Origin of the sequence: Flavobacterium frigidarium DSM 17623, assembly GCF_000425505.1 — a bacterium.
Taxonomy (GTDB): Bacteria; Bacteroidota; Bacteroidia; order Flavobacteriales; family Flavobacteriaceae; genus Flavobacterium; species Flavobacterium frigidarium.
Map to the genome: position 1 here is coordinate 189,284 of NZ_AUDO01000001.1, position 18,743 is coordinate 208,026.

The 18,743-nt window shown below is 33.9% G+C and carries 18 protein-coding genes; 9 read left to right on the forward strand and 9 right to left on the reverse strand.

What is annotated here, in order from left to right; translation table 11 throughout:
• Positions 1 to 109: 109 nt before the first annotated feature.
• Genes H603_RS0100910 through H603_RS0100925 form a run of 4 tightly spaced genes read left to right on the forward strand, consistent with a single transcriptional unit; the run spans position 110 to position 3,517 of the window.
• The gene (locus tag H603_RS0100910; protein ID WP_026706817.1) at positions 110 to 991 is read left to right on the forward strand and encodes a DUF808 domain-containing protein; all 882 of its coding nucleotides are present in this window, start codon (positions 110 to 112) and stop codon (positions 989 to 991) included.
• Between the two features lie 11 nt (positions 992 to 1,002).
• Positions 1,003 to 1,455, forward strand: a complete 453-nt coding sequence (locus H603_RS0100915) for a GNAT family N-acetyltransferase (RefSeq protein ID WP_026706818.1) — start codon at positions 1,003 to 1,005, stop codon at positions 1,453 to 1,455.
• Positions 1,452 to 1,925 (forward strand): SRPBCC family protein, encoded by a 474-nt coding sequence (locus H603_RS0100920; protein ID WP_026706819.1) that lies wholly within the window; start codon positions 1,452 to 1,454, stop codon positions 1,923 to 1,925. Before H603_RS0100915 ends, H603_RS0100920 begins: the two co-directional genes overlap by 4 nt.
• A gap of 56 nt (positions 1,926 to 1,981) precedes the next feature.
• Positions 1,982 to 3,517: a M20/M25/M40 family metallo-hydrolase gene (locus tag H603_RS0100925; protein ID WP_026706820.1), complete on the forward strand. Its 1,536-nt coding sequence runs from the start codon at positions 1,982 to 1,984 to the stop codon at positions 3,515 to 3,517.
• A 75-nt stretch (positions 3,518 to 3,592) separates the two neighbouring features.
• Here H603_RS0100925 and H603_RS0100930 read toward each other — a convergent pair whose 3' ends face one another.
• From H603_RS0100930 to rpmH, 3 genes are all read right to left on the reverse strand, one after another.
• Entirely contained in the window at positions 3,593 to 4,759 is a 1,167-nt protein-coding gene (locus H603_RS0100930; protein WP_026706821.1) for an alginate lyase family protein, read from the reverse strand.
• 155 nt (positions 4,760 to 4,914) lie between these two features.
• A complete protein-coding gene (carB, locus tag H603_RS0100935) occupies positions 4,915 to 7,767 on the reverse strand; it encodes a carbamoyl-phosphate synthase large subunit (protein WP_026706822.1) in 2,853 nt (950 codons plus the stop codon).
• Between the two features lie 190 nt (positions 7,768 to 7,957).
• Complete coding sequence (gene rpmH, locus H603_RS0100940) at positions 7,958 to 8,119, reverse strand: 50S ribosomal protein L34 (protein WP_026706823.1); 162 nt, start codon at positions 8,117 to 8,119, stop codon at positions 7,958 to 7,960.
• Positions 8,120 to 8,284: 165 nt separating this feature from the next.
• On the opposite strand from rpmH, the gene H603_RS0100945 reads away from it, so the two are divergent.
• Positions 8,285 to 8,800: a hypothetical protein gene (locus H603_RS0100945; RefSeq protein WP_026706824.1), complete on the forward strand. Its 516-nt coding sequence runs from the start codon at positions 8,285 to 8,287 to the stop codon at positions 8,798 to 8,800.
• Positions 8,801 to 8,856: 56 nt separating this feature from the next.
• On the opposite strand, the gene H603_RS0100950 is transcribed toward H603_RS0100945, so the two are convergent.
• Both H603_RS0100950 and H603_RS16210 read right to left on the reverse strand, forming a co-directional pair.
• Positions 8,857 to 9,756 carry a lytic transglycosylase domain-containing protein gene (locus H603_RS0100950; protein ID WP_026706825.1) on the reverse strand — a complete coding sequence of 300 codons (900 nt, stop codon included), beginning with the start codon at positions 9,754 to 9,756 and terminating at the stop codon, positions 8,857 to 8,859.
• 12 nt (positions 9,757 to 9,768) lie between these two features.
• Positions 9,769 to 10,491, reverse strand: coding sequence for a lipase family protein (locus H603_RS16210; protein WP_051219074.1), 723 nt, complete (start codon positions 10,489 to 10,491; stop codon positions 9,769 to 9,771).
• 392 nt (positions 10,492 to 10,883) lie between these two features.
• Here H603_RS16210 and H603_RS0100960 point away from each other — a divergent pair, with 392 nt between their 5' ends.
• Positions 10,884 to 11,168, forward strand: coding sequence for a GNAT family N-acetyltransferase (locus tag H603_RS0100960; protein WP_026706826.1), 285 nt, complete (start codon positions 10,884 to 10,886; stop codon positions 11,166 to 11,168).
• 77 nt (positions 11,169 to 11,245) lie between these two features.
• Here H603_RS0100960 and H603_RS0100965 read toward each other — a convergent pair whose 3' ends face one another.
• Entirely contained in the window at positions 11,246 to 12,880 is a 1,635-nt protein-coding gene (locus tag H603_RS0100965) for an ABC-F family ATP-binding cassette domain-containing protein (RefSeq protein ID WP_026706827.1), read from the reverse strand.
• Positions 12,881 to 13,096: 216 nt separating this feature from the next.
• On the opposite strand from H603_RS0100965, the gene H603_RS0100970 reads away from it, so the two are divergent.
• Complete coding sequence (locus tag H603_RS0100970; protein WP_051219077.1) at positions 13,097 to 13,588, forward strand: YqiA/YcfP family alpha/beta fold hydrolase; 492 nt, start codon at positions 13,097 to 13,099, stop codon at positions 13,586 to 13,588.
• 81 nt (positions 13,589 to 13,669) lie between these two features.
• On the opposite strand, the gene H603_RS0100975 is transcribed toward H603_RS0100970, so the two are convergent.
• The 3 genes from H603_RS0100975 to H603_RS0100985 all read right to left on the reverse strand — a co-directional run bounded on the left by H603_RS0100975 (position 13,670) and on the right by H603_RS0100985 (position 17,009).
• Entirely contained in the window at positions 13,670 to 15,124 is a 1,455-nt protein-coding gene (locus tag H603_RS0100975; RefSeq protein ID WP_026706829.1) for an alanine/glycine:cation symporter family protein, read from the reverse strand.
• Positions 15,125 to 15,433: 309 nt separating this feature from the next.
• Positions 15,434 to 16,609, reverse strand: coding sequence for a GlmU family protein (locus H603_RS0100980; protein WP_026706830.1), 1,176 nt, complete (start codon positions 16,607 to 16,609; stop codon positions 15,434 to 15,436).
• Positions 16,610 to 16,757: 148 nt separating this feature from the next.
• Entirely contained in the window at positions 16,758 to 17,009 is a 252-nt protein-coding gene (locus H603_RS0100985) for a type B 50S ribosomal protein L31 (protein ID WP_026706831.1), read from the reverse strand.
• Between the two features lie 241 nt (positions 17,010 to 17,250).
• Here H603_RS0100985 and H603_RS0100990 point away from each other — a divergent pair, with 241 nt between their 5' ends.
• Complete coding sequence (locus tag H603_RS0100990) at positions 17,251 to 17,787, forward strand: DUF4199 domain-containing protein (protein ID WP_026706832.1); 537 nt, start codon at positions 17,251 to 17,253, stop codon at positions 17,785 to 17,787.
• The gene (locus H603_RS0100995; protein ID WP_026706833.1) at positions 17,787 to 18,743 is read left to right on the forward strand and encodes a glycosyltransferase family 2 protein; all 957 of its coding nucleotides are present in this window, start codon (positions 17,787 to 17,789) and stop codon (positions 18,741 to 18,743) included. Before H603_RS0100990 ends, H603_RS0100995 begins: the two co-directional genes overlap by 1 nt.

Below are 18,743 nucleotides of genomic sequence, written 5' to 3' on the forward strand. Positions count from 1 at the left end.
TAGAATAAACACAATAGTTAAAATCACAAACTATTTAGATAATTAAATAACTTAAGTAAACTCAAAAAGTAGTTTATTGCATCCTAATAATTAACAAATATAAATACACATGGCCTCAGGATTTTTTGCCCTTTTAGATGATATTGCAGCACTTATGGATGATGTTGCTGTTTTAAGTAAAATCGCTACAAAAAAAACAGCTGGAATTTTAGGAGACGATTTAGCCGTAAATGCCGAGAAAGCTTCTGGATTTGTTTCCTCTAGAGAAATTCCGGTTCTCTGGGCAATTACCAAAGGATCCCTATTAAATAAGTTAATTATTCTACCCTTTGCTTTCTTATTAAGTGCCTTTGTTCCTGCGGTGATTTCGGTAATATTGATATTAGGAGCAGTTTACCTAGCATATGAAGGAATAGAAAAAATACACGAATATATCTTCCCTCACCACGATACAGAGAAGGTAATCGAAACAGTAGCACTAAGTGAAGCTGATATTTTATTAGTTGAAAAAGACAAAATTAAATCGGCTATTGTAACTGATTTTATTCTTTCGATCGAAATTGTAATTATAGCTTTGGGAACGGTTGAAGGAGAGCTAATCTTAAATCAAATTTTGGTTGTGAGTTTTATTGCAGTCCTTGCAACAGTTGGTGTTTATGGTGTAGTTGCTTTAATCGTTAGAATGGACGATTTTGGGCGTGTATTAAAAAGAACAAAAAGTAAAATTGTACAGGCGACAGGTGATCTTTTAATCAAGTCATTACCAAAAGTAATTAAGCTACTAGCATTTGTGGGTACAATCGCATTATTGCTAGTTGCTGGGGGAATTTTTTCTCATAAAATTGAAGCTGTTCATCACATGCTAACGAGTTGGCCTGATATGTTGAAAGAATTTGTTTTAGGTATCATAGGAGGACTACTTGCGTTTGCGGTTGTAACTCCTTTAAAGAAATTATTTAAAAAGAAATCAGATCACGCTTCCGCGAAATAGAATTTTACACAATGATTTCAATCCAAATGATCCATCTGGAACATCCGTTGTATCCTCAAGAACAGGAGCTGCGTAATAAAATATTATTAAGACCAATATGTATCCCTGATCATGCTTGGGAAATGCACGATGCTAAATCATGGCACTTTGTAGCAACGGCAGATAAAACTATTGTAGGTTGCGTTGTTTTAAATCCCTTGAATGAAAATAAAACGAAAGCACAGTTAATGCAAATGGCAGTTGAGACAAATCAGCAGGGAAAAGGCATTGGTAAATTGCTTGTTAATGAATTAATCGCTTTTGCAAAAGCAAATAATATACAAGAAATTGTATGTCATGCTAGAGAAAATGCAGCACCCTTTTACACGCGCTTGGGTTTTCAAATTTATGACGATCCATTTATTGAAGTGGGTATGAAACATTACCACATGAAAATCGTTTTAGCCAACTCAAAAAAAAGATGACAATAGAAAATTCTACTTACGCAGAAGCAGCGATGCTAATTAATAAGCCAGTCGCAACCGTATTTCAAGCCTTTATAAATCCCGAAATTACCGCTCACTTTTGGTTCACAAAATCTTCTGGCAATCTTGAGGAAGGAAAGTCGGTTACTTGGACCTGGGAAATGTACGGCAATCACAGTGTCACAATAAAGGTATTAACAATCAAAGAAAACGAATCAATCACAGTTCAATGGGGTGATGATGAGGAAAATATTGTTGAATGGGAATTCAATGATTTGGGCGAAAGCAAAACATTTGTAACAATTACCTTTAATGGAATTACGGGAACAATTGAAGAACTATGTTCTCAAATTAGGGACACTACAGAAGGCTTTACACTTGTTCTTGCAGGTTTGAAGGCGTATCTAGAACACAACATTGAACTCAACTTAGTTCCTGATCGTTTCCCTATCGAATTAACTCAGGAATAAGTAATTACCACATTCAATACATTTTTTCATTAAATTAGTGGCACTAAAAAACCGCTATGAAAAAATTCAACCAAATAATTGTCCTTTCTATTTTAGCAATACAGCTGATTAGCGCACAATCCCCTGAAAGTTTAAAAATAAAAAAGCAAACTCAGCAAAACGCAAAAGAAATAATAAACGAGTTTACTGATTTCTTGACAATCCCAAATATTGCGGAAAACCCTGTAAGCTTGCGTGAAAACGCTAATTTCATCATGGGAATGATGACTAAAAAAGGCATTAAAAACGTCCAACTTCTCGAAGGGAAAACTAAAAATGCTACTCCCGCAGTATATGGAGAAGTATTAGTAACAGGTGCTAAACAAACATTAATTTTCTATGCTCATTATGACGGACAGCCTGTAAATCCAGTACAATGGAATAAAAATTTAAGTCCCTTTACGCCTCAACTTTATACAGGGGCTATCGATAAAAATGGGGCTAACATACCTTTCCCTAAAGACGGGAAATATAATAACGACTGGAGAATCTATGCTCGAAGCGCCTCTGATGACAAAGCAGGAGTTGGTGCTATTTTAAATGCATACGACGCAATAAATAAGAGCGGATTAAAACCCATCTACAACCTTAAGTTCTTCTTTGAAGGTGAAGAAGAAGAGGGATCAACACACCTTGATGAAATTTTAGAAAAAAACGCCTCTCTTTTACAATCTGATTTATGGATAATTTGCGACGGTCCAGTGCATCAATCAGGGAGAAAACAAATTTATTTTGGTGTTCGTGGAGATACGAATCTTGATTTAACTATTTACACCTCCAAAAGACCTTTACACAGCGGACATTATGGGAATTGGGCACCAAATCCAGCAATGATGTTAGCCCGGTTATTAGCTTCTATGAAAGATGAAAATGGACGCGTACTCGTAAAAGGATTCTATGATGACGTTATTCCATTGAGCCCTTATGAAAAAGCAACTTTGTTAGAAGTGCCCTCTGTCGATAAACAAATGACGTCAGAATTGGGAATGGGTGATCCCGAAATGAAAGGGATATCATTAAGTGAAGCCATCAACCTACCCTCTTTAAATATTAATGGTATGCAAAGTGGTAACACAGGTAAAATGGCTTCTAACCAAATCCCAACTACTGCAACAGCTGTACTTGATTTAAGATTAGTGCTAGGTAATCAATGGCAAAAACAACAACAAAAAGTTATTGATCACATTATCAAACAAGGGTATTACGTTACCAGCAGTGAGCCTACAGACGAAGAAAGAAAACAACATCCAAAAATTATAAAAATAATCGCAAATAAGAGTGGGATAAATGCACAACGCACTTCTATGGATTTACCGATAATTAAGAAAGTAATCGCAGCAGTTAAATCAACTACTAATGAGCAAGTAGTATTACAGCCAACAATGGGTGGTAGTTTGCCATTGTACTTATTTGAAAAGATTCTTAAGGCCAAAACTATCTCGGTCCCTATTGCAAATCACGATAATAACCAACATGCTGAAAACGAAAACATCCGCCTTCAAAATTTATTTGACGGTATGGAAACCATGGGATCAATAATGCTCATGAAATAAAAATCATAGATTAATTTTGAAAATGAAATTCCCAATCAAGGGTTTTCTTTCTTCATAAATGGAGAAAATAGAATATTAATACACTACTATGCCGCTTTTTACTATTTTAAGTTTATCCTTATAATATTTTTGATATACGGCCTTCCCTAGTATTTTATCCACGCGATAAAGTTGCCAACGTAATTTTTCTTGAACTCCTTCCCAATCCTTGATTTGCTGATAAGGAAAAGCTGATTGTGGTTTGTTGACATATTGAACTAAATAATCTACAGCTTTTAAAATACTTCGTCCATCCTGAGATTCCTTATTGAGCAAGTCAATATCTAATGTTTTAGCCATTTGCGACATATCTAAGAAATGAGTCAAATTAAAGGTCGAATATCCTAAACCCGTGGTCCTTGCTAATTCCAGCGGCTGTGATCCGTCAGTTTCTATTTGGGTGAAGAGTCTGTTTTTAGCAAAATTATTTGCAATCTTCTTAGCCAGCTGATTGTTTCCTATAAAGATTGCATAGCGCACTAGTTGCACATCATAAGCAGTTCCATGATTATTTTTTGCTGCTTGCTCTTCTGCTGCTACAGGCGCAGTTTGTAACCAGTTAACATACGTTTTAAACCAATCTTCAATTGCCAGCTGATCTTCAATAGTAAATGCTTGTGATTTTTTTAGAATTTTTACGGCATCTAACATTTCGAAAAAAGAATAGGTATCTAATATTCCTTCTCCCCTACCTAAACCGTTATTAATACCTGGAATTGTTTGTCCGTAATTCATATTTGGATTCATTTTCGTATCCTCATTAATGAACCATATTTTTAAATTAGTGACAGCTTTCTCAGCGTATTTTTCATTGTCCGTTAAATAATATGCTAATGCAAGCGACTCAACACTTGTTGCAAAATCGCTTAAGGGATAACGGTCTAATTTTTCAATTTCTGGATTTGATTTTCCGTCTTTTCGAATATAAGGTACACCATCAATTTTTGTAGGATCAGGCCACCAATACCTTCCCATACTCATGTAATCGTGTTTGTCTCCGCTAGAGGGAGTCAGCTCTTTATCAACGACGGTAATTAAAGTTTTGTCTAATTTGCTATCAGCTTCTTTGATTATCATTCGAATTTTTGGGCTGTTTTTTTCCTTGGCTTCCTTTAAACTTTTTAAATTCCAAACAACTACTTGCGCTGTTGCATTAGTGACTATTAAAAAAGTAAATAGCGCTATCAAATTTATCCGTATCATCAAGTATTAATTTAAATTACTTGTAATTTAGCAAAAAACTAGCTCATAGAAATATTGGTTGACCAATTTATTTTGAAAATAATTAGATATAAATTCGTTCCTTTTTAAACACAAAAAAGCCCCTAACATGGGGCTTTTTAAAAGTATGATTGCGATTACTTACTCAAGTACATTTTTCTTCTAGAGTAAAGTTCGTAAAATTGATCGTCTTTCAAGTCATCAATAAATAAGATGCTCTCTCCTGTTGATTTCATTTCTGGTCCTAATGCTTTATTCACATTATGGAATTTACTGAAAGAGAAAACAGGTTGCTTAATTGCATATCCCTTTAACTGTGGGTTAAAAGTGAAATCAGTTACTTTATTGTGTCCTAACATCACTTTAGTAGCGTAATTCACATAAGGTTCTCCGTATGCTTTTGCAATAAAAGGAACCGTACGAGACGCTCTAGGGTTTGCTTCAATAATGTAAACTGTATCATCCTTGATAGCAAACTGAATGTTTATTAATCCTACTGTTTTTAACCCTAAGGCTATTTTTTTAGTATGATCTTTAATTTGCTGCATTACAAACTCTCCTAAGTTAAAAGGAGGCAATGTAGCATTACTATCTCCCGAGTGAACTCCACATGGCTCGATGTGCTCCATGATTCCTATAATGTAAACATTTTCTCCATCACAAATTGCATCGGCCTCAGCCTCAATCGCACCATCAAGATAGTGGTCTAATAGTAATTTATTACCAGGAATGGTTTTCAATAAGTTTACTACGTGCTCTTCAAGCTCTTGCTTATTGATTACAATTTTCATTCCTTGACCACCCAATACATAAGAAGGACGAATCAACAAAGGAAAGTCTAAAGTATCTGCTAATGCAGCAGCTTCATCAGCTGTCTCAGCAATTCCAAATTGCGGGAAAGGAATTTCTAACTCTGTTAACAAGTCAGAAAAACGACCTCTATCTTCAGCTAAATCCAAAGCGTCGAAGCTAGTTCCAATAATCTTTATACCATATTTAGATAATTTTTCAGCTAATTTCAAAGCTGTTTGCCCACCTAATTGAACTATTACTCCTTCTGGCTTTTCATGTTTGATAATGTCATAAATATGCTCCCAAAAAACAGGCTCGAAGTACAATTTATCAGCTGTATCAAAATCAGTTGAAACCGTTTCAGGATTACAATTGATCATGATTGTTTCGTATCCGCATTCTTTTGCAGCAAGCACTCCATGCACGCAAGAATAGTCAAATTCGATTCCTTGACCAATTCTATTTGGACCTGATCCAAGAACAATTATTTTCTTTTTGTCAGAGACTACACTTTCATTATCTACATAATGTGTACCATCAGCTTTCTCAATTTGAGCTTCAAAAGTAGAATAATAGTAAGGTGTTTTTGCTTTAAATTCGGCCGCGCATGTATCCACTAATTTAAACACACGATTAATATCCATCTCAGTACGTTTTGTATGTACTGCACTTTCAAGACATCCCATCATGTGTGCAATCTGTCTATCGGCAAAACCTTTTTGTTTCGCTTCTAGCAAAAGTTCTCTTGGCAAAGTCTCTACTTTATAGTTAGAAATTTCTTTCTCTAACGTATAAAGTTCTTCGTATTGTTTTAAGAACCACATGTCAATTTTTGTAATTTCGTGAATACGACTCAACGGAATTCCCATTGCGATTGCATCATAAATTACAAAAACACGATCCCAACTCGCAAAAGTTAGTTTCTCTATAATTTGTTCGTAGTTTGTGTAGCCTTTTCCGTCAGCACCTAAACCATTTCTTTTTATTTCTAATGATTGCGTTGCCTTGTGAAGCGCTTCTTGAAAAGAGCGTCCAATTCCCATCACCTCACCTACAGATTTCATTTGAAGACCTAAAGTTCGATCTGCTCCTTCAAATTTATCAAAGTTCCAACGTGGAATTTTCACAATAACATAATCCAAAGTTGGTTCGAATAATGCCGAAGTTGATTTGGTAATTTGGTTTTGTAATTCGTCAAGATTGTATCCTAAAGCTAATTTAGTTGCGATTTTTGCAATTGGATAACCCGTTGCTTTTGAAGCTAATGCAGATGAACGCGACACACGAGGATTGATTTCAATCGCTACAATATCTTCTTTATCGTCAGGAGAAACTGCAAATTGCACGTTACAACCACCTGCAAAGTTTCCAATACTTCTCATCATCAAGATGGCGTAATCACGCATTCTTTGAAAAGTAGTGTCAGATAAAGTCATTGCTGGCGCTACAGTTATTGAATCTCCAGTATGAATTCCCATAGGATCCATATTTTCGATCGAACAAATGATTACTACATTATCATTTTTATCTCTTAAAAGCTCTAGCTCGTATTCTTTCCAGCCCATCAAAGCCTTATCAATTAAGACTTCGTGAATAGGAGAAGCCTCTAAACCTCTCGTTAATAATTCATCAAAATCTTCTTTATGATAAACAATTGCCGCCCCAGTTCCTCCAAGAGTAAATGAAGGACGAATAACTAAAGGGAAGCCAAATTCTTGTGCAATTTCTTTTCCTCGAAGGTAAGACGTACATATTTCTGCCGGAGCAGATGGCACTCCAATTTTTTTCAATAAATTTTTAAACTGATCTCTATCTTCAGTAATATTGATGGCGTTAACGTCAACACCAATTAATTTTACATTAAAATCATCCCAAATTCCTTTTTCTTGCGCTTCAAGACACAAGTTTAAAGCCGTCTGTCCTCCCATTGTAGGAAGTACCGCATCAATTTGTGGATGCGCTTTAAGGATTTCAATAATTGACTTAGTCGTCAAAGGTTTCAAATAAATATGATCGGCCATTGATGGGTCGGTCATAATGGTCGCTGGATTAGAATTTATTAAAATAACTTCTATTCCTTCTTCACGAATGGAACGTGCAGACTGTGATCCTGCATAGTCAAATTCACAAGCTTGACCAATAACAATAGGTCCTGAACCTATTATTAACACTGATTTTATTGAGGTATCTTTTGGCATTTTATTATAATTATGTGTAGTTGTTGTTGTAGTTGTTCTTTCTATCTCTTATTCTGAAAATCAATTAAATAGTCTTTTTAATTGTTACAAAAATCAAGAAATGCATCTATAAAAAATAATAATTTAACGACAAGGTATAAAAAAAGGCGATACTAAAAAAAGTAACGCCTTATTTATGTTTATTCAAACATTATTTTTTGTGTCTTGGGTCACAAGAAACAGTCAATTTATGTCTTCCTTTAGCTCTTCTTCTAGCAAGAACTTTTCTTCCATTCGCAGAAGCCATTCTGTCCATAAATCCGTGCTTATTTCTTCTTTTTCTTTTCGATGGTTGAAATGTTCTTTTGCTCATTGCTTTGTATCTTTAAATCTTAGTTATTTGTCTTCTTTCGATTTGAATAATTGTTATTCTGAAACCGAGTGCAAATATACAAAGACTTTTTTTTCTCGCAAGTAGTTTTATAAAAATATTTTTAATTCCTTTTACTATCTTTGCAAACCTAATTAAACACGTACTATGTTTCACAAGAATATCAAACTAATTATCGCTGGACTTATAACAATTACTAGCATTTGGCAATTTACGGAAAACAATATTGGTAACGGAATTTTCCTATTACTATTGACTGCAATTCCTATTTTCCTTTATTTTAAGAATGAATTCATCTTATTAGCCTTCTTAAAACTAAGAAAACAGGATTTTCCAGGTGCTCAAAAATGGTTGTCTTATATTAAAAATCCAGAAACTGCTCTAGTAAGAAAACAACAAGGATACTTTAATTACCTGCAAGGAATTATGGTTTCGCAAACTAATATCAATGCTGCAGAGAAATTTTTCAAGAAAGCAATTGAATTAGGTTTGTCAATGGATATGGATTTGGCTGTAGCCAAATTAAATTTAGCTGGAGTTGCAATGTCACGCAGAAGAAAATTAGAGGCAACAAACTTATTAAACGAAGCCAAACGTTTAGACAAACAAGGCATGCTAAAAGAGCAAATCACAATGATGAAAGGCCAAATGAAGAAAATGTAATTTTGACTTTCAATCTTATTTATATAGAAAACATCCGCAAGTGCGGATGTTTTTTTTTAATATCCACTCAGTGGAATCTCTATAATGTATTTTTTATTTAGCGTATTATCTAGTTTTCGATCACGAAGCCACGGATTATGAATTTTTAAAATTTTATAATTAATTCCTTGCTCCTTAGCAAATGCCGTCAAATTTGTTATGCTACTATCTACCGCTACTTTTCGAGTTGGAATCAAAGGGTACAAAGCCTCCTTCTTGATATCAAAACCGAATTTAGAGGGATTTTTCATTATTTCTTTTAAAGCTAATATTCTAAAAACGTATCTCGAAGTTTCTTCTGTCAGTAGTAAATCATAATAGTTGCGCTCTTGTTGAATATCCATTTGTTTGTTGACACCTCCCATTCCACCATTATAAGATGCTGCGGCTAATGTCCATGTTCCAAATTTTGCCTTGGCACTTAAAAAATAACTACAGGCCGCCTCTGTCGATTTTACTAAGTCATAGCGTTCATCAACAGTTTCATTTACTTCCATGCCGCGTTCTTTTGCTGTTTCTGGCATAAATTGCCATACGCCTCTAGCTCCAACTGGCGAAACGACATTTATCAAGCCGCTCTCAATTACAGCTAGATATTTAAAATCATCTGGAATACCATTTTTCTTTAATATAGGCTCAATAACAGGAAATACACGATTAGCTCTTTTAATCGCTAGAATTGTTGAAGAATGAAGGTTGATATTTACAATCAACTCCTTATCTAACCGCTCCTTAACATCCGCAATTTGCAATGGAGTAGTTTCATTAGCAAAGTTAGCTTGAGTTGGAAAATAATTTTCTGGTTCTAAAGTATCTGCTATTTCAGATTTTTCGTCGCTCTTAGGTACAGCAAATATTAGTAAGCCACTTACTAAGACAAATGCGGTGAGTAACATTATTCTTTCTACACTTTTCATTTTTTTCCACATTTAAATGTTGTTAACAGCCTGCTTATCTATAATAACACTAGCTTCTTCTTGCTTATTATCTTGGTAAGTCCCTAAAATAATTGCAGGCAAATTAGTATTTATCCATCGGTATTTATTCAAAATCATTGCATGTGTCCCCCCTTTTACTACAATGCATTTTTTTATATTTTTAATAGGAAACACATCATCTCGATCTCCGTGAATATGAATCACCGACTCATCGATATCAGTACGTCCCCACATAATTACTTTTTCAACCGCCCATTCTAGATAGTACAAATCTCTAACAGACAAAAACTTTTCATACAATTTCAATCTCTTATTTAGCCTTTCGCCAAAGGAAAATTTTGTAAGATTCTCTAAATTTAGAAGTAGTCTCATGGGCAACAATTTATAGGCTTTAGTTGTTTTTGCAATTTTCATGCGTCTTGGAAAATCGTGACAACTTCGTACACTTGATATGATTATTACTTTTCTCGTATCCATAAATTTAGCCATCTCTTGCACTAATATCCCACCAAAAGAAACACCAATTAAAACCGGTGCTTCATGAGTTATTTTCTCAGCAATTCTCTTTGCGTAATCCTGTAGCGACTCATGACTAAGCGGAATTTCCCATTCTAAAAGATGAATCTCAAACTGCTCTTGAGGTAAGTCGATGCGTTCAAAAATAGTAGCGCTAGCCGCTAAACCAGGCATAAAATAAACCGCTATTTTACTCATTTTTTCTATTTGAATTTAATTTTTACAATTTAGGTAAATTAGCAAAAAGAAGCTCATAAAAATACTTAATTTAAATAAAGCATTCTTTGAAGCCACGTTATATTAGGATTAAATTATGACCGCTCTATTTACTCCATTAAGGAAGCGTTAAATTCATTTGATATTGAGAATCAAATTAATACCTTTGGGTATACCTATAATTTTAGCTTGAAAAGCACAAAATAACTTTTAATTTACATTCGAAAATATATTTCGCTACAGCATAATAGGAAACTTTTATTTATAGAAGTAATTAAAATTTCAAGAACTAAGTCTTCTATTGTTTACAGTCTAAAATTATAATTGTAACAATTCAATTTAATTAATTAAAGCAGCGAGGAACGCCTATCACCATGGAAATTAAAGACAATACGTTTGCACGACAATTTGAAACTACAACTCCAGCCGGTTTGGTTTCAGTAGAATATTCATTACAGGAAAAAAAGATTTTCCTAACAAAAATTCACACTCCTGAAGACTTTAAAGACGAAGAAACAATTTCGCTTTTCCTTTCAGAAATTATGGCTTTTGCCATTGATAAAAAATTCAAAGTAGTTCCAATCCTACCTAAAATTGTACTCTTTTTCAAGAAAAATCCAGAATACAAAGAACTATTACCTCCTGGTATTCGATTGTAATTTTAGTAAAAAAAAATTGCCCTCAAAGAGCTTTACGCTAGTTGAGGGCAATTTTTTTTATACTAGAATAGATCAAATTACTTTTCGATCTCTCTCATGCTTTCCATTTTTTTATTTGATAGGAATCCGCTAATATCCTCAAAATGCTCTACTACACGCTTGTTACTAAATTCAAATACTTTTGTCGCTAAGCCATCTAAGAAATCACGATCGTGAGAAACTAGAATTAAAGTTCCATCAAAATCGCGTAAAGCATCTTTAATGATGTCCTTTGTTTTCATATCTAAGTGATTCGAAGGCTCATCAAGAATCAACAAGTTCACTGGCTCTAAAAGCAATTTAATCATTGCTAATCTTGTTTTTTCACCACCTGAAAGCACTTTTACCTTTTTAGTGATATCATCCCCTTGAAACATAAAGGCACCAAGAATATTTTTTATTTGAGTACGTACATCTCCTACTGCAATACCGTCAATTGTTTCAAAGATGGTTGCATTCTCATCTAATAATGAAGCTTGATTTTGTGCAAAATACCCTATTTGAGAGTTGTGCCCAATTTCTAAACTTCCGCTATCAATACCTATCTCTTTCATGATAGCTTTTATCATTGTCGATTTACCCTCTCCATTTTTACCTACAAACGCCACTTTTTGACCTCTTTCAATAACAATATTGGCATCTTTAAAGACAACATGATCACCATAAGATTTCCCTAAGTCTTTTACAATTACGGGATACTGTCCAGAGCGAGCCGCAGCTGGGAATTTTAATCGAAGTGATGAATTATCTACCTCATCAACTTGAACAATCACTAATTTCTCTAACATTTTAACACGTGATTGAACAGCATCTGTTTTAGAGAATGTTCCTTTAAAGCGATCGATAAAAGTTCTATTATCAGCAATCATTTTTTGTTGCTCGTCGTAGGCTTTTTGTTGGTGAATTCTACGATCCTTACGCAATTCTAAATAATGAGAATACTTAGCTTTATAATCATAAATGCGCCCCATGGTAACTTCAATAGTACGATTAGTGATATTATCTACAAATGCTCTATCATGCGAAATGACTACAACCGCTTTTGCCTCATTCATTAAAAACTCCTCTAACCACTGAATACTTTCAATATCCATGTGATTCGTAGGCTCATCTAGTAAAATCAAATCTGGCTTTTGTAATAGAATTTTAGCCAACTCAATTCGCATTCTCCATCCACCAGAAAACTCAGATGTTTGGCGCGTAAAATCTTCACGTTCAAAACCTAATCCAGTTAATATTTTTTCGACTTCAGCTTCATAATTCACTTCTTCAACAGCGTAGTACTTCTCGCTTAAATCAGAAACTCTTTCGATCAATTTCATGTACGCATCACTTTCATAGTCGGTACGTATTGTTAATTGCTCATTGATTTCATCAATCTCCAGTTTCATTCCTAATATCTCTCCAAAAGCTTTTGATGCCTCTTCCATTACAGTTGCGCCATCAGTAGTTAATAAATGCTGAGGCAAATAAGCAACGACCGCTTCTTTTGGGGCAGAAACATTTCCTGTTGATGGCTTACTTTGTCCAGCAATAATTTTAAGAAGCGTTGATTTTCCTGCTCCGTTTTTACCCATTAGGGCAATCTTATCATTTTCATTTATTGCAAAAGAAACATCGCTAAAAAGCGTAGTACCACCAAATTGCACTGAAACATCATTAACTGTAATCATTATAGTATTGATTTGTAGAATTACTTACTCAAGAATTGCTACTAGAGTAATTTTTAAAAATGCAAAGATAGTTTAATTAGATAATTAGGCAATTTTTAAACTACATTAGAAAACTGTTAGCTTTTTAAAAATAATGCCTTTTAGAGAATGTATTTATTTTTATTGAAATTTAGCACAACAACTTATCTTTACACTACTAATTTAAGCAGTTCATTCATGACGATTTTATACTTGCACGGCCTTGAGAGCAAATTAAGCTCAGAGAAAAGAGAATTATTAGAAACTTATGGATCTGTTCTCGCCCCAGACATGGATTACAAAGCAAATCCAAACATGATTACTACTTTACAACAAGAATATATTGATCAAAATATAGATGTAATTATAGGAAGCAGTATGGGAGGTTTTGCAGGTTTTTATTTATCGAAATTAATGCAGACACCAGCACTACTTTTTAATCCAGCACTACCTTACAGGCTCAATATCGCACAAGCGATTCCTGAGAGCAAATTAGAACATAGTAAAGCCATTCACATTGTGATAGGCGCTCAAGATAATGTAATAAAAGCTAGTGATAACATTGCACACATTACCGCCTTACTGCCTTTTACAACAGATTTACGTATAAGTATACTCCAAGAACTTGAACATGGTATTCCGCTCACAATCTTTGAAAAAGAGATTGATTTATTTTTTAAAGCATTATAAAACACTCCTCCTTACAAAAGAAAACCTCTAAAAACGATTGATGTCGTTATTAGAGGTTTTTTAACATATTGTAAATAATACTTATTTTTTTTCTTCATTCCATATTTCAGCATTGTCAACACCTATATCTTTTGGATTAAAAACAGGATCTTTTCCTTCTTTCTTCTGCTTTTCATAATCTCTTAACGCAGCTAATGCCGGTTTTTGCAACAATAAGATTGCTATAATATTAAACCAAGCCATTAAACCTACTCCAATATCTCCAATAGTCCAAGCTAATTTTGCTGTATTAATACTTCCATAAATCATTACAGCAATCATTACAGCACGTAATGCATAATTAAACATAGGCGTCTTAAATTTTCTAGTCAAATAAGATACATTAGTCTCAGCAATATAATAATAAGCTAAAATGGTTGTAAAAGCAAAGAAGAACAATGCAATTGCAACAAAGTATGAACCCACACCTGGAAAAACAGTATCCATAGCACTCTGCGTGTATCCAGCACCTGGAGTAACACTTGCTAAACCACTGTATAAAAATTCAGAAGCTCCTTCTTTATTTCCAAAATTTGGATTTTGTACGTTGTATGTACCCGTGATTAAAATCATAAACCCAGTAGCTGAACACACTAAAATAGTATCAATATATACAGAAAATGCTTGTACTAATCCTTGTTTTGTAGGGTGAGACACATTAGCAGCTGCCGCGATATGGGGAGCCGATCCTTGACCTGCCTCGTTCGAATAAATCCCTCGCTTAACACCCCATTGCACTGCTAGTCCAAATACCGCTCCAAAGCCAGCTTCCATGTTAAAGGCACTTCTAAAAATCAATGCAATAATGTTAGGAAGTCTATCAAAATCTATAGCTACGATAGCAATTGCAGCAATAATATAAGCAATAGCCATAAAAGGCACGATTAGCTCTGTAAATTTAGCGATACGTTTCACACCTCCAAAAACAATAGCCGCAAATATCGCTGATAGGGCAACACCAGTAATTAACGGATCAATTTGAAAAGCGTTATCAATTCCCTCTGCAACAGAGTTTGCTTGAACCCCGGGTAACAAAACCCCCATGGCAATAACCGCAACAATAGCAAAAGCCGTTGCAAACCATTTTACACCTAATCCTTTTTCTATATAAAACGAAGGTCCACCACGAAGGGACCCTTTATCTTTCTCTTTGTATATTTGAGCTAATGTCGCCTCAATAAATGCAGTACTAGCGCCAAAAAAAGCAACAATCCACATCCAAAATAGCGCGCCTGGACCACCAAAAGCGATAGCAGTAGCAACACCAGCAATATTCCCTGTTCCCACTCTACCAGCTAAGGACATTGACAAGGCTTGAAAAGAAGAAACACCCGAATCTGAACTTTCACCATCAAATAATAAACGAATCATTTCTCTAAGATGTCGAACTTGTAAAAAACGAGTTCGGATAGAAAAATAAAGCCCCGAACCTAGGCATAAAACGATTAAAGCATCACTCCATACTAAATCATTTAACATACCAATAACCTCTTCCATAAAAATATTTTAAATTAATAATTATCAAAAAATCAGCAAATTCCCAACTTTGTAATTTTTTGTTTATAAAACTATAACATATGGAGAGAAAAAACTAACGAACTACCATATAAATACACATTAAGACATTAATAAATCCGTCCGGACAATCCTTCAAATTTTGAGGTTAAATTACTATTTTATGATTTTAACAAAATATTCACATAACATTTAAAATTAAAGACGGAAAATAACTAAAAAAAACTGCCAGATAGTAGTTATCTGGCAGTTTTTAAAAATCATATTAAGAGGCAATTTTACAAGTAGAAATTATTCTTTTCGCCATTTTTTTGTTATTTCAAATACGTGCTCTAAAATTGCAGCCTCTTGCTCATCAAACTCCATATTTCTGCGACTCATGACAATTTTAGCTGTTTGAAATGCTTTTTTAGTAATGTAGGTAGTAAATCCAGAGGCACCACCCCAAGAAAAACTAGGTACAAAATTACGAGGGAATCCGCTTCCAAAGATATTTGCACTGACTCCCACAACCGTACCAGTATTAAACATGGTATTGATTCCGCATTTACTATGGTCCCCCATCATCAATCCACAAAATTGCAATCCTGTTTTAGCGAAACCTTCGGTTTCATAGCTCCATAGTTTTACTTCTTCGTAATTATTTTTTAGATTCGAATTATTACTATCTGCACCTATATTGCACCATTCTCCAAGAACAGAATTTCCTAAAAATCCATCATGCCCCTTATTCGAATTATTAAATAATACTGAATTATTTACCTCACCACCTACTCTTGAGTTAGCTCCCACAGTTGTAGGTCCGTAAATTTTTGATGCTAATTTAACTACAGCACCGTCACCTAATGAGAACGGCCCCCTAATTACAGAGCCTTCCATTATTTCAGCATTTTTACCTATATATATAGGACCTGTTGAAGCATTTAATGTCACAAACTCCAGCTTAGCGCCTTCTTCTATAAAAATGTTTTCTGGCGCAATAACATTAACGCTTTTAGGTATTGGTTGTGATTGTCTGTCTTCAGTGATGTATTCAAAATCTTGTCTAATAGCAGCATCATTTTTTGAGAAGATGTCCCACGTATTCATAACTGTGATGCAGTCTCCAGTGTATTCGATAATTTCATAATCATCAAAATCTACTTCTTCCTGCTCCTCATTCGAAAAAAATGCCACCACCTCTTCTCCTTTGAAGATTGCTTGTTTATCGCTTAAGTCAGTAATTAAATCTACTAATTCAGCTGTAGGTAAAAATGAAGCGTTAATCATTACATTTTGCTCTAACTCTACCATTGGGTATTTATCAGATAAGTATTCCTCTGTCAAAGTTGTGGTAGTAGAGCCTAGGTGCATTTCCCATTTTTGACGTATGCTTACAATACCGATAAGAACATCAGCAACTGGGCGAGTATAAGTAAAAGGCAATAATGCATTACGAGCTGGCCCGTCAAAAAGTATATAGTTCATTGTATAAAATTTCAAGGTTACAAAGAGCCAAAGTTACAAAGTTTTTATTTGTTTCGTCAACATGTTTACTTCTTATACATTTCATTTATAGCAATAAAAAAAGCCTCCCAAAATGGAAGGCTTTACTATAATCAAAAACAAGTTAAAATTATTTAACGTGTTTAGCGTATTTAGTTTTGAACTTGTCAATACGTCCTGCAGTATCGATAAGTTTGTTTTTACCTGTGTAAAAAGGGTGAGAAGTTCTTGAGATCTCCATTTTTACAACTGGATATTCAACACCATCAACTTCAATTGTTTCTCTTGTATCTGCTGTAGATTTAGTGATAAAAACTTCGTCATTTGACATGTCTTTAAATGCAACTAATCTGTAATTCTCTGGGTGTACACCTTTTTTCATCTTGTAATTCTTTTTTATTTGTTTGGCTATAAATTCTTTTGAAGCTTTCCTTGTTAAAGGGAAAGGTATAAATTCATTATAACTTTTTATTTTATTCTGTTATTTTGAGTTTGCAAATTTACAATTATTTTTCAATAAACAATTCTTTGACTTCTTTTTTTTATTAAATAGTAAAATTATTTTTTTCCTATCTATATATTTGAATTACTATCTTTGCACACTAATGTAAAACCTTATAAATATGATCAGTCAAATTATTAAAAGAAACGGTATAAATTACGGTGTTGTAACAGGAATTGTCCTATCATTAATTACTGCAGTAATCTATGCCATAGATATTAAATTGTTCCTTTCTTTCTGGACCACTTTATTAAGCCTATCTGCTTTTATAATAATTACTGTGATTTTATTAATGCAAACTAAAAAACAAGTAAATAATCAACTCTCATTTAAAGAAGCTTTCACTGCCTATTTTATATGCTCTTTGATTGGTATCGCTTTATTAGTTGGTTTTAAAATGCTTTTATTTAATGTTATCGATCCAAGTTTAAAAGATACTTTACTAGAGCTAACAGTAAAATATTTAAAAGACACTTCTAATAAATATGGCGTTAGCGCTAGCACATTAAACGAAATGATTACAAACTTGAGGAAAAATGATCCATTCTCGATAGCTGAACAACTAAAAGGAGGGTTTATAAATTTATTCTTTGCTTGCATCCTTGGATTAATAATGGCTTTTATATTTAAAACGAAAAACACATCACAAGATAACTAATGAATTTATCTATCCTTATTCCCCTTCTTAACGAAGAAGAATCTTTACAAGAATTATACACTTGGATCATAAAAGTGATGCAAGAACATCAATACAAATATGAAGTTATCTTTTTAGATGATGGAAGCACTGACAAATCATGGTCTATTATTGAAGGTTTTTCTAAAGAGAACCCAAATATTAAAGGGATTAGATTCATGAGAAACTTTGGTAAATCTCAAGCTTTGCATGCTGGATTTGCAAAAGCTCAAGGAGATGTTATCATCACCATGGATGCCGATTTACAAGACAGCCCAGAAGAAATTCCGGGACTATATAATATGATTAGCTCACAGGATTATGATCTAGTTTCAGGATGGAAAAAGAAACGTTATGACTCTGTGGTAGCAAAGAACTTACCTTCTAAATTATTTAATTGGGCTGCTAGAAAAACTTCTGGCGTACAGTTAAATGATTTTAATTGTGGATTAAAAGCATACAAGAATATCGTTGTGAAAAACGTAGAAGTATCTGGTGAAATGCACCGTTACATCCCCGTTCTAGCAAAGAATGCAGGTTTTGGAAAAATTGGTGAAAAAGTAGTGCAACACCAAGCGAGAAAATACGGTGAAACTAAATTTGGTATGGAACGTTTTATAAACGGTTTTCTAGATTTAATCACTATTTGGTTTCTATCGCGTTTTGGAAAAAGACCTATGCACTTATTTGGCGCTATGGGATCTTTAATGTTCATCATAGGTTTTTTACTTGCAGGATATATTGGTGTTTCTAAATTATACCATATGTACAACAACATGCGTTATAACTTAGTTACTGACAATCCTTGGTTTTTTATCGCTTTGACGACCATGATTTTAGGAACACAACTATTTTTGGCTGGTTTCTTAGGAGAAATAATTTTACGTACAAAAAACAACGAAGAGCGCTATAAAGTGGCCAGCGAACTTAACTTATAG

Excerpts from the sequence above, each read along its gene's own strand:
- H603_RS0100910 (WP_026706817.1), top strand. The coding sequence starts at position 110 with ATGGCCTCAGGATTTTTTGCCCTTTTAGATGATATTGCAGCACTTATG.
- H603_RS0100915 (WP_026706818.1), top strand. The coding sequence starts at position 1,003 with ATGATTTCAATCCAAATGATCCATCTGGAACATCCGTTGTATCCTCAA.
- H603_RS0100920 (WP_026706819.1), top strand. The coding sequence starts at position 1,452 with ATGACAATAGAAAATTCTACTTACGCAGAAGCAGCGATGCTAATTAAT.
- H603_RS0100925 (WP_026706820.1), top strand. The coding sequence starts at position 1,982 with ATGAAAAAATTCAACCAAATAATTGTCCTTTCTATTTTAGCAATACAG.
- H603_RS0100930 (WP_026706821.1), bottom strand. The coding sequence starts at position 4,759 with ATGATACGGATAAATTTGATAGCGCTATTTACTTTTTTAATAGTCACT.
- carB (WP_026706822.1), bottom strand. The coding sequence starts at position 7,767 with ATGCCAAAAGATACCTCAATAAAATCAGTGTTAATAATAGGTTCAGGA.
- rpmH (WP_026706823.1), bottom strand. The coding sequence starts at position 8,119 with ATGAGCAAAAGAACATTTCAACCATCGAAAAGAAAAAGAAGAAATAAG.
- H603_RS0100945 (WP_026706824.1), top strand. The coding sequence starts at position 8,285 with ATGTTTCACAAGAATATCAAACTAATTATCGCTGGACTTATAACAATT.
- H603_RS0100950 (WP_026706825.1), bottom strand. The coding sequence starts at position 9,756 with ATGAAAAGTGTAGAAAGAATAATGTTACTCACCGCATTTGTCTTAGTA.
- H603_RS16210 (WP_051219074.1), bottom strand. The coding sequence starts at position 10,491 with ATGAGTAAAATAGCGGTTTATTTTATGCCTGGTTTAGCGGCTAGCGCT.
- H603_RS0100960 (WP_026706826.1), top strand. The coding sequence starts at position 10,884 with ATGGAAATTAAAGACAATACGTTTGCACGACAATTTGAAACTACAACT.
- H603_RS0100965 (WP_026706827.1), bottom strand. The coding sequence starts at position 12,880 with ATGATTACAGTTAATGATGTTTCAGTGCAATTTGGTGGTACTACGCTT.
- H603_RS0100970 (WP_051219077.1), top strand. The coding sequence starts at position 13,097 with ATGACGATTTTATACTTGCACGGCCTTGAGAGCAAATTAAGCTCAGAG.
- H603_RS0100975 (WP_026706829.1), bottom strand. The coding sequence starts at position 15,124 with ATGGAAGAGGTTATTGGTATGTTAAATGATTTAGTATGGAGTGATGCT.
- H603_RS0100980 (WP_026706830.1), bottom strand. The coding sequence starts at position 16,609 with ATGAACTATATACTTTTTGACGGGCCAGCTCGTAATGCATTATTGCCT.
- H603_RS0100985 (WP_026706831.1), bottom strand. The coding sequence starts at position 17,009 with ATGAAAAAAGGTGTACACCCAGAGAATTACAGATTAGTTGCATTTAAA.
- H603_RS0100990 (WP_026706832.1), top strand. The coding sequence starts at position 17,251 with ATGATCAGTCAAATTATTAAAAGAAACGGTATAAATTACGGTGTTGTA.
- H603_RS0100995 (WP_026706833.1), top strand. The coding sequence starts at position 17,787 with ATGAATTTATCTATCCTTATTCCCCTTCTTAACGAAGAAGAATCTTTA.